At 64.3% G+C, this 15,446-nt stretch carries 14 protein-coding genes; all 14 read left to right on the top strand.

Annotation, left to right across the window (positions count from 1 at the left end; translation table 11 throughout):
* The first annotated feature begins 245 nt into the window (after nt 1-245).
* The 14 genes from flgB to fliS all read left to right on the top strand — a co-directional run bounded on the left by flgB (nt 246) and on the right by fliS (nt 15,439).
* On the top strand, nt 246-647 hold the full coding sequence (gene flgB / locus ACCQ03_RS07100) for a flagellar basal body rod protein FlgB (RefSeq protein ID WP_003482950.1): 402 nt from the start codon (nt 246-248) through the stop codon (nt 645-647).
* A gap of 3 nt (nt 648-650) precedes the next feature.
* Nucleotides 651-1,058, top strand: a complete 408-nt coding sequence (flgC, locus tag ACCQ03_RS07095) for a flagellar basal body rod protein FlgC (RefSeq protein WP_005914451.1) — start codon at nt 651-653, stop codon at nt 1,056-1,058.
* Nucleotides 1,059-1,123: 65 nt separating this feature from the next.
* Nucleotides 1,124-1,789, top strand: coding sequence for a flagellar hook assembly protein FlgD (locus ACCQ03_RS07090; RefSeq protein WP_057679117.1), 666 nt, complete (start codon nt 1,124-1,126; stop codon nt 1,787-1,789).
* A 31-nt stretch (nt 1,790-1,820) separates the two neighbouring features.
* Nucleotides 1,821-3,044 (top strand): flagellar hook protein FlgE, encoded by a 1,224-nt coding sequence (gene flgE, locus ACCQ03_RS07085; RefSeq protein WP_003482957.1) that lies wholly within the window; start codon nt 1,821-1,823, stop codon nt 3,042-3,044.
* Between the two features lie 158 nt (nt 3,045-3,202).
* A complete protein-coding gene (flgF, locus tag ACCQ03_RS07080; protein ID WP_019300290.1) occupies nt 3,203-3,958 on the top strand; it encodes a flagellar basal-body rod protein FlgF in 756 nt (251 codons plus the stop codon).
* An 885-nt stretch (nt 3,959-4,843) separates the two neighbouring features.
* Nucleotides 4,844-5,629 (top strand): flagellar basal-body rod protein FlgG, encoded by a 786-nt coding sequence (flgG, locus tag ACCQ03_RS07075; protein ID WP_003482961.1) that lies wholly within the window; start codon nt 4,844-4,846, stop codon nt 5,627-5,629.
* Between the two features lie 38 nt (nt 5,630-5,667).
* A complete protein-coding gene (gene flgH, locus ACCQ03_RS07070) occupies nt 5,668-6,360 on the top strand; it encodes a flagellar basal body L-ring protein FlgH (RefSeq protein WP_017154649.1) in 693 nt (230 codons plus the stop codon).
* A 10-nt stretch (nt 6,361-6,370) separates the two neighbouring features.
* A complete protein-coding gene (locus tag ACCQ03_RS07065; protein ID WP_017154650.1) occupies nt 6,371-7,489 on the top strand; it encodes a flagellar basal body P-ring protein FlgI in 1,119 nt (372 codons plus the stop codon).
* Between the two features lies 1 nt (nt 7,490).
* On the top strand, nt 7,491-8,669 hold the full coding sequence (gene flgJ / locus ACCQ03_RS07060; protein ID WP_039575587.1) for a flagellar assembly peptidoglycan hydrolase FlgJ: 1,179 nt from the start codon (nt 7,491-7,493) through the stop codon (nt 8,667-8,669).
* 11 nt (nt 8,670-8,680) lie between these two features.
* The gene (gene flgK / locus ACCQ03_RS07055) at nt 8,681-10,555 is read left to right on the top strand and encodes a flagellar hook-associated protein FlgK (protein WP_057679119.1); all 1,875 of its coding nucleotides are present in this window, start codon (nt 8,681-8,683) and stop codon (nt 10,553-10,555) included.
* Nucleotides 10,555-11,760: a flagellar hook-associated protein FlgL gene (gene flgL / locus ACCQ03_RS07050; RefSeq protein WP_150145986.1), complete on the top strand. Its 1,206-nt coding sequence runs from the start codon at nt 10,555-10,557 to the stop codon at nt 11,758-11,760. The genes flgK and flgL overlap by 1 nt, the downstream gene beginning before the upstream one ends.
* Nucleotides 11,761-12,077: 317 nt before the next feature.
* Entirely contained in the window at nt 12,078-13,277 is a 1,200-nt protein-coding gene (locus ACCQ03_RS07045) for a flagellin (RefSeq protein WP_007962409.1), read from the top strand.
* A gap of 272 nt (nt 13,278-13,549) precedes the next feature.
* Complete coding sequence (gene fliD, locus ACCQ03_RS07040; RefSeq protein ID WP_150145984.1) at nt 13,550-14,875, top strand: flagellar filament capping protein FliD; 1,326 nt, start codon at nt 13,550-13,552, stop codon at nt 14,873-14,875.
* Between the two features lie 150 nt (nt 14,876-15,025).
* Complete coding sequence (fliS, locus tag ACCQ03_RS07035; protein ID WP_014090121.1) at nt 15,026-15,439, top strand: flagellar export chaperone FliS; 414 nt, start codon at nt 15,026-15,028, stop codon at nt 15,437-15,439.
* Nucleotides 15,440-15,446: the final 7 nt, after the last annotated feature.

Raw genomic sequence — 15,446 nt, 5'->3', positions numbered from 1 at the left:
GCCCGGTGGTGGAATTGCAGCGGCGTGAGCTTCCCCTCGCTAGGTCCTGATTCCTGCCAGGCAGGCTGGCCGGCCTGCACATTGCATAGCTAATACCTGCAGCTGCCAGCGGGCGACTATGTCGCGATCTCTGCCCGGCAAGCCCGTTTTCCGTTGCTCCGGGTGCTCTCCCGGCGCGGTTCCTCCCCACTTCGATTTGGCACAAACATTGCTTCCTCCCTGGCAACACTTCGCGGGAGAGCACCGTGTCCAGCCCCTTCTCTTCGTTCCTCGGCGTCCATGGCGACGCGTTGACGCTGCGCGAGCAGCGCATGAAGCTCATTGCCAGCAACCTGAGCAATGTGGACACGCCTGGGTACAAGGCCAAGGACCTGAACTTCGAGGCGGCGCTGAAGTCGGCGCAGGGCGAGCAGGACGGCGGTCTGCTGCAGACCACCGACGCCAAGCATTACGAAGTCGGCGGCGGTGCCGGGCTCAACCCCTTCCAGTTCACCCGCGAAGCCGATCAGCCCAGCCTTGACGGCAATACCGTCGATCCCGACGCCGAACGCGCCGCCTACGGCCGCGCCGCGCTGGAATACCGCGCGTCGCTGAGCTTCCTCGAATCCAAGGTGCGCTCGATGCTCACCGCGATCACGGGCCAATAAGTCATGAGCAATCTTCCCATCTTCGATGTGGCCGGCTCGGCCCTGCACGCGCAGTCGGTGCGGCTGAGCACCATCGCGTCCAACCTGGCCAATGCCGATTCGGTCGCCGGTTCGGCCGAGGCGACCTACAAGCCGATCGAGCCGATCTTCCAGGCCCAGCAAAGCCGCCAGGACCCCAGCCTAACCTCGGTGAACGTCAAGGAGATCACCACCACCAATGCGCCGCCGATCCGCCGCTACGAACCCGGCCACCCGCTGGCTGACGCCGACGGCTATGTGTTCTCGCCCGACGTGGATCCGGTTTCGCAGATGGTCAACATGATTTCCGCCTCGCGCAATTACCAGGCAGGCGTGGAAATGCTCAATACCGCCAAGGAACTGGCGCTCGCAACCCTGACCATGGGTCGCTGACCCTTCCTAGCTGACCCTTCCTAGCTGACCCTTCCTAGCTGACCCTTACCAACGGAATACTCCACATGAGCACGATCGGCAGCGATCTCTACAAAAGTCTAGGCCTGACCAGCAGCAGCACCGTCGCCAAGAAGGAAGAAGCGCTCGGCCAGGCCGACTTCCTCAAATTGATGACCGAACAGCTGCAGCATCAAGACCCGCTCAAGCCGATGGAAAACAGCGCGTTTCTTGGGCAATTGGCGCAGTTTTCCACCGTGCAGGGCATTGGCGACCTCAATACCAAGGTCAGCAACTTTTCCGATTCGATGAACAGCGACCAGGTACTCAAGGGCGCGGCACTGGTTGGCCACAATGTGCTGGTGCCCTCGGCGCAGGTGGCGATCGATGCCACCGGCTCGGCCAAGGGCGTGGTCGCCGCGACCTCGGCCGGTTTCGTCAATTTCGAAATCACCGATGCCAACGGCACCTTCGTCAAGCAGATCAGCGTGCCGGCCAGCGCCGCCGGTGAGGTGTCGTTTGACTGGGATGGCACCGACGCCAACGGCAATCGCATGGCGGCCGGCAAATACGGGGTGACGGCCACCCAGACCGACACCGCCGGCTCCAAAAGCAAGTTGTCTACCTATGTCCAGGCACCGGTGGACAGCGTCACGATCGGCTCGGACGGTTTGTATCTCAACCTGACCGGGCTGGGCACTTCCCCGCTCGCCAACGTGCTCCGCGTCAGCTGAGCCGGCAACCAATATCTAAAGGAACTCATCCATGGGCTTCAATACCTCGTTGTCCGGCATCAACGCAGCCAATGCCGATCTGAACGTCACCTCCAACAACATCGCCAACGTCAACACGACCGGGTTCAAAGAATCGCGCGCCGAGTTTGCCGACATGTTCCAGAGCACCAGCTATGGCCTGTCGCGCAATGCGGTCGGTTCGGGCGTGCGCGTCAGCAACGTGGCGCAGCAGTTCTCGCAGGGCAATATCGACCCGACCGGACGCAGCCTGGACCTGGCGGTCTCCGGCGAAGGCTTCTTCACCGTCTCTTCCAACGGCGCCAAGATGTATACCCGCGCCGGCAATTTCCAGACCGACGCCAACGGCTATGTGGTCAACCCGCAGGGCGCACGCCTGCAGGTATTTGCGCCCAACCCCAGCGGCAACGGGTTCGACGTGGGGCGCCTGTCGGACCTGCAGTTGCTGACCACCGACAGCCCGCCCAAATCCACCTCGACGGTCAACCTGGCCTTCACCCTGCCCGGCAATGCCACCGCGCCGACGGTGACCCCGTTCAACCCGGCCGACGACAAGACCTACAGCCACTCCACCGGCGGCATCAATGTCTACGACTCGCTGGGCGTCAGCCATGTGCAGACCTCCTACTTCGTCAAGACCGCCAACCCCAACGAGTGGCAGGTCTACAACTACGTGGACGGCGCTGCGGTCGGTGCCCCGACCACCCTGCAGTTCTCCGATACCGGCGCGCTGACCACCCCGGCCAACGGCATCATCGCGATGGACCCGTTCACCCCGAGCACCGGCGCGGGCGTGCTGAACATGCAGCTCAACGTCACTGGCTCCACCCAGTACGGCGAAGCCTTCGCCCTGCGCGACACGCGCCAGGACGGCTACGCCAGCGGCAAGCTCAACGAGATCAGCATCGACACCAGCGGCGTGGTGTTCGCACGCTATTCCAATGGCGCGGACAAGCCGCTGGGCCAGGTCGCGCTGAGCAGCTTCGTCAATCCGCAGGGCCTGCAGTCGCAGGGCAACAACATGTGGGCCGAGAGCTACACCTCCGGTGCCGCCCGCACCGGCGCGCCGGACACCTCGGACCTGGGCCAGATCGAATCCGGCTCGCTGGAAGCCTCCACGGTGGACCTGACCGAGCAGCTGGTGAACATGATCGTGGCCCAGCGCAACTTCCAGGCCAACTCGCAGATGATCTCGACCCAGGATCAGGTCACGCAGACGATCATCAATATCCGTTAAAAGCCGGGAATGGGGAATCGGGAGTAGGGAATCGTAAGAGCTGGCATCGCGTGTATTAGATGCCAGCCTTGCACCCTACTCTCCCAGCTTCCCGCGACCCGCTTTTGCGATTCCCGATTCCCGATTCCCGATTCTCCATTCCCGATTCCCGGTGTCCCATGGATAAAGCCCTCTACGTCGCGATGACCGGTGCCCGTGCCTCCCTGCAGGCGCAGAGCACCGTGTCGCACAATCTTGCCAACGTCGATACGGTGGGATTCAAGGCTGCGTTGGCCAATACCGAGGCGTTCAAGATCCAGGGCAAGGGCTATCCGTCGCGGATCGATGCGCTGCATGTGGACCAGGGCTTCGATCGTAGCCAGGGCCATCAGAAGGTGACCGGCAACCCGCTGGACGTGTCGCTGCAGCAGGACCGCTGGCTGGCGGTGCAGTCGCCCGACGGCAGCGAGGCCTACACCCGCAACGGCGAATTGGCGCTCACCGCCAATGGCCAGCTGGTCACCGCCAACGGACATGCGGTGCTGGACGAAGGCGGCAACCCGATGACGATCCCGCCGCACCAGGCGATGGAGATCGGCAGCGACGGCAGTATTTCGATCATTCCGCAGGGCGAAGGCCCGCAGACCATGGCCATCGTCGGCAAGATGAAGGTGGTGGATGCGCCCGCCGACCGTTTGACGCGGCGCCCCGACGGACTGATGCGCAACACCAGCACCGACCCGGCACAGGCATTTGCGGTGGCCACCGGCAAGACCATCAACAGCGGCATGCTGGAAGGCAGCAACGTGGACGCAGCCGGCGCGCTGGTGGAAATGATCCAGCTGCAACGGCAGTTCGAAATGCAGGTCAAGATCATCAAGAATGGCGACGACAACGCGCAATCGGCCAATTCGCTGCTGCGGGTGAGTGGCTAAACGCGGCGCAGGCCGCCGGCCAACTCGCCAATTTTTTGCTAACGCCGCCGCCAACCGTAAGGCGTGGTTGGCGCCCGCATTGGGCATACCGAAAAATCCGGGGCTTCATTACGAGAGTGACTGGTCTGCGGCATGGCTGCAGAGCGGCTAGTCCGTGACCTGGCTGGAGGGCCCTTGCCCGCTCACCCTCCCGGGACACGCCGTGAATCCGTCCATGGAGGCTCTTACGCGGCATCCATGCCGCGTAAGGTCCCGGGAGGGTGAGCGGGCAAGGACCAGTGAAGATGGTCGGTGTCTTTGCGAAAGCAGTGCTCGACGTGCTGGTTGACCGCCACTCGCTTATCCCTTCATCGCGCCTATCGCATGTCCAATGCCCAAGCAAGCAATCCTGAGCAGCAAACTGCCCGATGCATGCGATGACTTGCTTCCGGTTGACCACCAGCCAACTGTCTGGCGCGGTGCCCTCACCGATTGCGGGACCCTTGGCGGCATGGATGCCGCCAAGGAGCCCCCATGGACGGGTTCACGGCGTGTCCCGCGAGCGGTGAGGGCACCGCGCCCTCGACCGACTCAGCTTCTGCCCTGGATTCTGACGCCGACACGTGGCCAACGAGCCTGCAACGCCTGCAATCAAACGAGTTCGCGCCAAGTGATCAGCTGCACTAACCGGCAACCGACCACGAGGTGATCAGCCACGCAAACGCAACCGCCGGCGGCTTGGCGACTTGCCTGCCGCCGCCCCTCCTGCCCTGAGTAGGTCGTCGCGCACCCAGGCGGCGTGATACGGCGCACACCCGGCAGAAATCCGACACCGCTTTGGCACGCCACGTGCATATACCCACCCGTACCCGGAACACATCCCCGGGTCTAACGAGGAATCGGGTCATGAATCAGGCTTTGTGGGTCGCCAAAACCGGACTGGATGCGCAGCAGACGCGCATGTCGGTCATTTCCAACAACCTGGCCAATACCAATACCACCGGCTTCAAGCGCGATCGTGCCGCGTTCGAAGACCTGTTGTACCAACAGGTGCGTGCGCCCGGCGGCTCGACCTCCGCGCAGACGCAGCTGCCGACCGGCCTGCAACTGGGGACCGGCGTGCGCGTGGTGTCCACCTTCAAGGGTTTCGACCAGGGCAGCCAGCAGCAGACCGGCCGCGCGCTGGACGTGATGGTCAACGGCCGCGGTTTCTTCGAAGTGCAGATGCCCGACGGTACCTCCGCCTACACCCGCGACGGCACCTTCCAGATCAACGCGCAGGGCGAACTGGTCACCAACAGCGGCTACCCGCTGCAGCCGGGCATCCAGGTGCCGGAAGGCGCGCAGTCGCTGACCATCGGCAACGACGGCACCATCAGCGTGACGCTGGCCGGCCAGGCCGCCGCGCAGGAAATCGGCGCACTGACGCTGACCGACTTCATCAACCCCTCGGGCCTGCAGGCCAAGGGTGAAAACCTGTTCGTGGAAACCACCGCTTCGGGCCCCGCGCAAAACGGCACGCCTGGCCTCAATGGCCTTGGCACCACCGTGCAGGGCGCGCTGGAAGGCAGCAACGTCAATACGGTGGAAGAGCTGGTGAGCATGATCGAGACGCAGCGCGCCTACGAAATGAATGCCAAGGCGATCTCCACCACCGACTCGATGCTCGGTTACTTGAACAACAACGTCTGATCGGCTCGCCGCTCCTCGCCCTCTCAGGAATCAACGCCATGTCACGCCTGCCTTCTCTCTCCCGCCTGTGCCTCGCCATCGCCTGCAGCGCGCTGCTGGGTGGCTGCGTGGCCGCCGGCGATGTCCGTCCGTTCGCCGAAATGGCACCGATCGTGCCGGTGGTGGCACCGGTGGCGCAGCCGACGGCCGGTGCGATCTACGCCGCCGGCCCCAGCCTGAATCTGTACGGCGATCGCCGTGCCCGCGATGTCGGCGATCTGCTGACGGTCAACCTGGTCGAAAGCACCACCGCTTCGTCCACCGCCAACACCAGCATCAGCAAGAAGGACGCCACCACCATGGCCGCGCCAACCCTGCTGGGCGCGCCGCTCACCGTCGGTGGCTTGAACGTGCTTGAGAACAGCACCAGCGGCGACCGCAGCTTTGCCGGCAAGGGCAATACCGCGCAGAGCAACCGCATGCAGGGCAGCGTCACCGTCACCGTGATGCAACGCCTGCCCAACGGCAACCTGGTGATCCAGGGGCAGAAGCAGCTCCGCCTGACCCAGGGCGACGAATTGGTGCAGGTGCAAGGCATCGTGCGCGCGGCCGACATCGCCCCGGACAACACCGTGCCCTCCAGCAAGGTGGCCGATGCCCGCATCGCCTACGGCGGCCGCGGTGCGATTGCACAGTCCAATGCGATGGGCTGGCTGAGCCGCTTCTTCAATTCCCGTCTGTCGCCCTACTGAGCCTGCGACCATGAACCTGTCTTCCCTGCCCTTCCGTCTGCTGGCTGCCGCCGTCGCGCTGTGCGCGCTGGCCGCACCGGCCAGCGCCGAGCGCATCAAGGATCTTGCCCAGGTCGGCGGCGTGCGCGGCAACGCGCTGGTCGGCTACGGCCTGGTGGTTGGCCTGGACGGCAGCGGCGACCGCACCAGCCAGGCGCCCTTCACTGTGCAGAGCCTGAAAAACCTACTTGGCGAACTGGGCGTCAATGTTCCGGCGAACGTCAACCCGCAGCTGAAAAACGTCGCGGCGGTGGCCATCCACGCCGAATTGCCGCCGTTCGCCAAGCCCGGCCAGCCGATCGACATCACCGTCTCCTCGATCGCCAACGCCGTGTCGTTGCGCGGCGGCTCGCTGCTGATGGCACCGCTGAAAGGCGCCGATGGCCAGGTCTATGCGATGGCCCAGGGCAACCTGGTGGTCGGCGGCTTCGGTGCGCAAGGCAAGGACGGCTCGCGCGTTTCGGTCAATGTACCCAGCGTCGGGCGCATTCCCAATGGCGCCACCGTCGAACGTGCGTTGCCGGACGTGTTCGCCGGCACCGGCGAGATCACCCTGAACCTGCACCAGAACGATTTCACCACCGTCTCGCGCATGGTCGCGGCCATCGACAGCAGCTTCGGCGCCGGCACCGCACGTGCGGTCGACGGCGTGACCGTGGCAGTACGCTCGCCGACCGACCCGGGTGCGCGGATCGGCCTGTTGTCGCGACTGGAAAACGTCGAACTTTCCCCTGGCGATGCGCCGGCCAAGGTGGTGGTCAATGCACGTACCGGCACCGTGGTCATCGGCCAGCTGGTGCGGGTAATGCCGGCCGCCATCGCGCATGGCTCGCTCACCGTGACCATCAGCGAAAACACCAACGTCAGCCAGCCGGGCGCCTTCAGTGGCGGCCGCACCGCGGTGACCCAGCAGTCGACGATCACGGCCACCTCCGAAGGCAGCCGCATGTTCAAGTTCGAAGGCGGCACCACGCTCGACCAGATCGTACGTGCGGTCAACGAAGTGGGCGCCGCCCCCGGCGACCTGGTGGCCATCCTGGAAGCGCTCAAGCAAGCCGGTGCGCTCACGGCGGAGCTAGAGGTGATCTGACATGCGTATCGCAGCCTCGCCCATTGATCTCAACCCGAGCACCAAGGCCGATCCGGCAAAGATCGACAAGGTCTCCCGTCAGCTCGAAGGTCAGTTCGCGCAGATGCTGGTCAAGAGCATGCGCGATGCGAGCGGCGGCGACCCGATGTTTCCGGGCCAAAACCAGATGTTCCGCGAGATGTACGACCAGCAGATGGCCAAGGCGTTGACCGACGGCAAGGGCCTGGGCCTGTCGGCGATGATCTCCAAGCAGCTGAGCGGCGACACCGGCGGCCCGGCGCTGAATACCTCGTTGAACACCGCCGAAGCGGCCAAGGCGTACGCCCTGGTTGCCGGCAAGCGCGACGCCTCGTTGCCGCTGCCCGCCCGCGACGGCGCGGCCACCGGCGTCACGACCAGCAGCGTGGCCAAGGCGGCCCTGGGTGCAGGCAACTTGAGCGGCATCGGCATGAGCCAGGTGCTGGATCTGATCGCCGGACGTACCGGCGCTGGCGAATCCGGCAGCGACGATGCTTCAGCGCTGAGCTGGCCGTCGGCCAACGATCGCTGGGCCGATGTGGCCGCCAGCGATGCCGCCGATGCCAATGCTGCGGTCAATGCAAGTGCCGCCAGCAGCGCCGCTGCCAGCCTGGGCGAGCGCACCCCGGAAGGCTTTGTCGCCAAGATCTGGACGCATGCGCAAAAAGCCGCGCGCGAACTGGGCGTGGACCCGCGCGCGCTGGTGGCCCAGGCCGCCTTGGAAACCGGTTGGGGCCGTCGCGGCATCGGCAACGGTGGCGACTCCAACAACCTGTTCGGCATCAAGGCCACCGGCTGGAGCGGCGACAAGGTCACCACCGGCACCCACGAATACGTCAACGGCGTCAAAACCACCGAAACCGCCGATTTCCGCGCCTATGGCTCGGCCGAGGAGAGCTTTGCCGACTACGTGCGGCTGCTGAAGAACAACAGCCGTTACCAGACCGCGCTGCAGGCCGGCACCGATATCAAGGGTTTTGCACGCGGCTTGCAACAAGCAGGCTACGCCACCGATCCGGGCTATGCGGCCAAGATCGCGGCGATCGCCAACGGCCCGACCATCGACCGTGCGGTGGCCGCCATCGGCAACGCGGCGGCCGATCTGTCCAACCGCTATGCCAGTACCGCCGAGCCGGCCGGGCTCGGCACCATTCGTCGCTGAGGTAAACGCTCATGTCCATCATGTCCACCGGGACCAGCGCGCTCATCGCCTTCCAACGGGCGTTGTCGACCGTTAGCCATAACGTCGCCAACATCAATACCGAAGGCTATAGCCGCCAACGTGTGGAATTTGCAACGCGCACGCCCACCGACATGGGCTACGCGTTCGTGGGCAATGGCGCCAAGATCACCGATGTGGGCCGGGTCGCCGATCAGCTGGCCATCTCGCGCCTGCTAGACAGCGGCGGCGAACTGTCGCGCCTGCAGCAGCTGTCCTCGCTGTCCAACCGCGTCGACGCGCTGTACTCCAATACCGCCACCAACGTGGCCGGGCTGTGGTCGAATTTCTTCGATTCCACCAGTGCAGTGTCGTCCAACGCCTCTTCCACCGCCGAGCGCCAGAGCATGCTCGACAGCGGCAATTCGCTGGCGACGCGCTTCAAGCAGCTCAACGGGCAGATGGACAGCCTGAGCAACGAAGTCAACAGCGGGCTGACCTCCTCGGTGGACGAAGTCAACCGCTTGACGCAACAGATCGCCAAGCTCAACGGCACCATCGGCAGCAGTGCCCAGGCGGCAGCGCCGGACATGCTGGACCAGCGCGACGCGCTGGTGAGCAAGCTGGTCGGTTTTACCGGCGGTACTGCGGTGATCCAGGACGGCGGCTTCATGAACGTTTTCACCGCCGGCGGCCAGCCGCTTGTGGTCGGTACCACCTCTTCCAAACTCGTCACCGCTGCCGACCCGTATGAGCCGACCAAGCTGCAGGTGGCGATGCAGACCCAAGGCCAGAACGTCAGCCTCAGCGCAAGTTCGCTGGGCGGGCAGATCGGCGGTCTGCTGGAATTCCGCAGCAGCGTGCTCGAGCCGACCCAGGCCGAACTCGGCCGCCTGGCCGTGGGCATGGCCAGCACCTTCAATGCCGGCCATAGCCAGGGGATGGACTTGTATGGCGCGATGGGCGGGAACTTCTTCAATATCGGTTCGCCCGCCGTTGCCGCCAATCCGAGCAATACCGGCAGCGCATCGCTGAGCGCCAGTTTCAGCAACGTCAGTGCCGTCGACGGCCAGAACGTCACGCTCAGCTTCGACGGCACCAACTGGAAGGCCATCAACGCCAGTACCGGCTCTGCCGTGCCGATGACCGGTACCGGCACCGCCGCCGACCCGCTGGTGCTCAATGGCGTCAGCATGGTGGTGGGCGGCACGCCAGCCAGCGGCGACAAGTTCCTGCTGCAGCCCACCGCCGGGCTGGCTGGCAGCTTGTCGGTGGCCATTACCGATCCTTCGCGGATTGCCGCCGCCACCCCGGTCAAGGCCACTGCCACGGTCGCCAACCTGGGCACCGGCAAGATCAGCGACGTCAAGGTCACCAATGCGCAGAACCCTGCGCTGCTGACCCCCTCCTCGATCGAGTTCATCGACGCCAACCAGTACACCATCGATGGCGCCGGCCCGTTCGCCTACACCGCCGGCCAGACCATCAGCGCCAACGGCTGGAGCTTCGCGCTGGACGGCGCACCCAAGGCCGGCGACACCTTCGGCGTCGGCCCGATGGGCGCCGGCTCCAGCGACAACGGCAATGCCAAATTGCTGGCCAACATCGACGATGCCAAGGCGCTCAGCGGTGGCACGGTCACCCTCAACGGCGCGCTCTCCGGCCTGACCACCTCGGTGGGTTCGGCCGCGCGTGCGGCCAGCTATTCGGCCGATGCGCAGAAGGTCATCAACGACCAGGCGCAGGCCAGCCGCGATTCGATTTCCGGCGTCAACCTCGATGAGGAAGCCGCCAACATGTTGAAACTGCAGCAGGCCTACCAGGCCGCTGCACAGATGATCTCGACCGCCGACACCATCTTCCAAGCCATCCTGGGTGCCGTACGCTGATGACCGACCGTATCTCCACCAGCATGATGTACAGCCAGTCGGTCGCCTCGATGGGCGCCAAGCAATCGCGGCTGAACCAGTTCGAATCGCAGCTCTCCAGTGGGCAGCGCCTGGTCACCGCCAAGGACGACCCGGTGGCTGCAGGCACGGCGGTCGGTCTGGACCGCGCCCTGGCGGCGATCACGCGCTTCGGCGAAAACGCCAACAACGTGCAGAACCGGCTCGGGCTGCAGGAAAACGCGCTCTCGCAAGCCGGCGACAAAATGGCGCGCGTCACCGAATTGGCGGTGCAGGCCAGCAATTCTTCGCTCAGCCCCGATGACCGTAAGGCGATCGCCTCGGAACTGACAGCGCTGCGCGAGAGCATGGTGAGCCTGGCCAACAGTACCGACGGCACCGGGCGCTACCTGTTCGGCGGCACCGCCGATGGCAGTGCGCCCTTCATCAAGAGTAATGGCAGCGTCACCTACAACGGCGACCAGACCCAGAAGCAGGTCGAAGTGGCGCCGGACACCTTCGTCAGCGACACCCTGCCCGGCAGCGAAATCTTCATGCGCATCCGCACCGGCGACGGCACCGTGGATGCGCACGCCAATGCCGGCAACACCGGGACCGGCTTGCTGCTGGATTTCAGCCGCGATGCCAGCACCGGCAGCTGGAACGGTGGAAGTTACAGCGTGCAGTTCACCGCCGCCGACACCTATGAAGTGCGCGACAGCACCAATACGGTGGTCGGCACCGGCACCTACAAGGAGGGCGAAGACATCAACGCCGCCGGCGTGCGCATGCGCATCAGCGGCGCCCCGGCGGTGGGCGACAGTTTCCAGATTGGCGCCTCCGGCACCAAGGACGTGTTCTCCACCATCGACGACCTGGTCGGCGCGCTCAATTCCGACACGCTGACCGCGCCGCAGAAGGCAGCGATGATCAACACGCTGCAGACGTCGATGCGCGACATCACCCAGGCGTCCTCGAAGATGATCGATGCGCGCGCCTCCGGTGGCGCGCAGTTGTCGGCCATCGACAATGCCAACGCGTTGCTCGAATCCAACGAAGTCACGCTCAAGACCAGCCTGTCGTCGATCCGCGACCTGGACTACGCCTCGGCGATTGGGCAGTACCAACTCGAGAAGGCCTCATTGCAGGCCGCTCAAACGATTTTTCAGCAGATGCAGTCGTCGTCGTTGTTCAACATCATCCGCTGATTTTGCCGCAGAAAACCGGGGTTTCTTCGCTCCTGCACGTGAGCACTTGCGCAGGCGGACGGAGTTTATTTTTCGAAGAGTTATACCAACGCTAAAGATTGACGGGGTGCTGCCGAATAAACCAAACCCCTTGATACACAACGCTTACGTATTTCGTCCCGACGCAGAAAGACAGTAAAAAATACTGAATTTCGCTAAAGGTTCCCGACGCAACGCCGTTATTCATCTCAGCAGCGGCAACGGCCAACTTGATGGCCCCCCTGCGGAGGCTCCAGGCAAGTCCCCCTTGCCGGAAAAATCGCTTAGGAGAAATCAAAATGGCACAGGTAATCAACACCAACGTAATGTCGCTGAACGCTCAGCGGAACCTCAACACCAGCAGCGCCAGCATGTCGACGAGCATCCAGCGTCTGTCGTCTGGTCTGCGCATCAACAGCGCCAAGGACGACGCCGCAGGTCTGGCGATCTCCGAGCGTTTCACCACGCAGATCCGCGGCCTGGACGTTGCCTCGCGCAACGCCAACGACGGCATCTCGCTGGCCCAGACCGCCGAAGGCGCGATGGTGGAAATCGGCAGCAACCTGCAGCGTATCCGCGAGCTGTCGGTGCAGTCGTCCAACGCCACCAACTCCTCGACCGACCGTGACGCGCTGAACTCGGAAGTCAAGCAGCTGACCGCGGAAATCGACCGCGTTGCCAACCAGACCAACTTCAACGGCACCAAGCTGCTGGACGGCTCGTTCTCCGGCGCGCTGTTCCAGGTCGGCGCCGACGCCGGCCAGACCATCGGCATCAACAGCATCGTCGACGCCAACGTCGATTCGCTGGGCAAGGCCAACTTCGCTGCCGCCGTCTCCGGCGCTGGCGTCACCGGCACCGCCACCGCTTCTGGTTCGGTCAGTGGCATCAGCCTGTCGTTCAATGACGCCAGCGGCTCGGCCAAGAGCGTCACCATCGCCGACGTCAAGATCGCTGCCGGCGACACCGCTGCCGATGTCAACAAGAAGGTTGCCTCGGCAATCAACGACAAGCTCGACCAGACCGGCATGTATGCCTCGATCAAGAGCGACGGTTCGCTGCAGATCGAATCGCTGAAGGCTGGCCAGGACTTCACCTCGCTGTCGGCTGGCACCTCCAGCGCCGCTGGCATCACCGTCGGCGCCGGCATCACCACCGCATCGGCCGCTTCCGGCTCCACCGCTTCGACCCTGAGCAGCCTGGATATCTCCACGTTCTCCGGCTCGCAGAAGGCCCTGGAAATCGTCGACAAGGCGCTGACCGCGGTCAACTCCTCGCGCGCCGACATGGGTGCGGTGCAGAACCGCTTCACCTCCACCATCGCCAACCTGAGCGCAACCTCGGAAAACCTGTCGGCCTCGCGTAGCCGTATCCGCGACACCGACTATGCCAAGGAAACCGCCGAACTGACCCGCACGCAGATCCTGCAGCAGGCCGGTACCGCGATGCTGGCCCAGGCCAAGTCGGTTCCGCAGAACGTGCTGAGCCTGCTGCAGTAACTGGCAGCTAGCTGCCGCCGTAACGCGGCAGCGCTCCGCAGCAAACCCAAAGCCCCTCTTCGGAGGGGCTTTTTTGTGGCCGCAGCCCCGGCTACGCCAGCCTTGGACGGATTGTTGGCGCGCGCCGCCGATTCGGCAGGCACGGAATTTGCATCGATAGCCATCGTGCACGTACCCCATCGCTGCCGCTAAAGTCCTCGCGGATGCGGCCGATACCCGTCACGTAATCCCATGCGTCCGTGTGTTTCGGACGCCCAGACGAGGAATGCAACATGGCATCGGTGATCAGCACTTCTGGCTCCGGATTGGACATCCCCACCGTGGTGTCCACCCTGGTGTCCCGGCAGAAAGACCCCGAGCAGGCGCGCATCAACAAGGCCGGCACCGCCGCGACCACGCAGTTGTCGGCGATCAGCCAGATCAAGAGCAGCATGACCACGCTCAAGTCTGCGCTGGACAAGGTGATCAGCAGTGCCGACACAAACGCCTACAAGGCCACGGTGCCAACCGATGCCGGCTTCACCGCCACCACCACCAGCTCGGCGGCGCCGGGCAACTATTCGGTGGAAGTGGTCTCGCTGGCGACCTCGCAGAAACTGGCCTCCGGTGCGTTCGCTGCCGACGCCACGGTGGGCAGCGGCACGCTGACGATCGGCTATGGCGATCAGAGCGTCACCGTGGACATCAGCGGCACCGACAAGCTCACCGACATCGCCGCGGCCATCAACAAGGCTGCCGGCGGCAAGGGCGTGACTGCCAGCGTGGTCACCGCCAACGATGGCCAGCACCTGGTCTTCAATGCGGTCGATTCCGGCACCAAGGGCGCACTGACCATCAGCGCCAGCGACCCCAGCCTGAGCAGCCTGACCTACGGCCCCGGCGTCACCGGCGGGCTGAACCAGACCGTCGCCGCCGCCGACGCGTTGGTCCGCGTGGACGGTTTCGAGCGCACGTCCAGCTCCAACACCGTCAGCGACATCGTGCCCGGCGTGGTGCTTACGCTGACCAAGGCCGCTGAAGGCACCAAGTTCAATCTGGGCGTGACAGCCGACACCAGCGGCCTCAAGGGCAACCTCACCGCGTTCGCCGCGGCCTACAACACCGCCAACACGCTGCTGGCCAAGAGCAGCAGCTACGACGCCACCACCAAGACCGCTTCGGCGCTGACCGGCGATTCGCTGGTGCGCAATCTGCAGCAGCAGCTGCGCGGCCAGGTCAGCGGCAACGTCAACGAACTCAAGGCCCTGGGCCTGACCATCGACAAGGATGGCGTGATGAGTTTCGACGGCGCCAAGTTCGACACCGCGATCGCCTCGGACGGTGGCGCCGCGGCCGAGGTGTTCGGCAAGGACAGCAAGTTCAGCGGCACGCTGAGCAAAATTCTCGACAGCAACGTCAATGTCACCAACGGCACGCTGACCCTGCGCTCGGACAGCTTGAACAAGACCATCAAGGGCTATGAGTCGGAGCTGGACGATCTCGATGCGCGCATGGAAAAACTCAGCGACCGCTACACCGCGCAATTCACCGCAATGGAAACCATGATCACCCGGTTGCAGAGCAGCACCAGCTCGCTCAGCAGCCTGCTGACAAGCTGATTTCCGTGATGACGATCCTCAAGTCCTGTCAGGGTATTGCCGATACAAGTAAGGCCTATCGTGATTTCGGCCTTGCCTTCCGGCAGGAGCGTCGTCGCAGGAGCGCAGCGCTCCGGGACCAGCGAAGGTCAGCCCATTGAGGAGTCATCCATGTACGGTTCCAATCGTCAGTATGCCGAGCAATATCGCAAGGTCGGCGTGTCCACCAGCGTGACCGAAGCCGATCCGCACAAGCTGGTCTCGTTGCTGTTTGCCGGCGCTTGCCAGCGCATTCGTCTGGCCCAGGCCTGCTTGGCGCAGGGCGACCAGGCGCGCAAGGGCAAGGCCATTGGCGAGGCGTGCGCGATCGTCGGTCACTTGAACGGCTCGCTCGATCACGAAGCCGGTGGCGAGATCGCTGGTAATCTCTCGGCCCTGTACGACTACGTGATGCAGCGGCTGACCGCAGCCAACCTGCACAACGACGAGACCGCGTTGACCGAAGCGCTGGGGTTGCTCAGCGAAATCGACTCGGCGTGGAACTCCATCCCCCTCGAACAACGCGGCCTTTCCGCCGTTTCGTGAGTCCTGC

The organism is Xanthomonas sp. NCPPB 3569 (assembly GCF_041475645.2).
Classification (GTDB): domain Bacteria; phylum Pseudomonadota; class Gammaproteobacteria; order Xanthomonadales; family Xanthomonadaceae; genus Xanthomonas; species Xanthomonas phaseoli.
The sequence above is the reverse complement of the archived record's forward strand: the minus strand, read 5'-3'. Positions and strand labels throughout refer to the sequence as shown.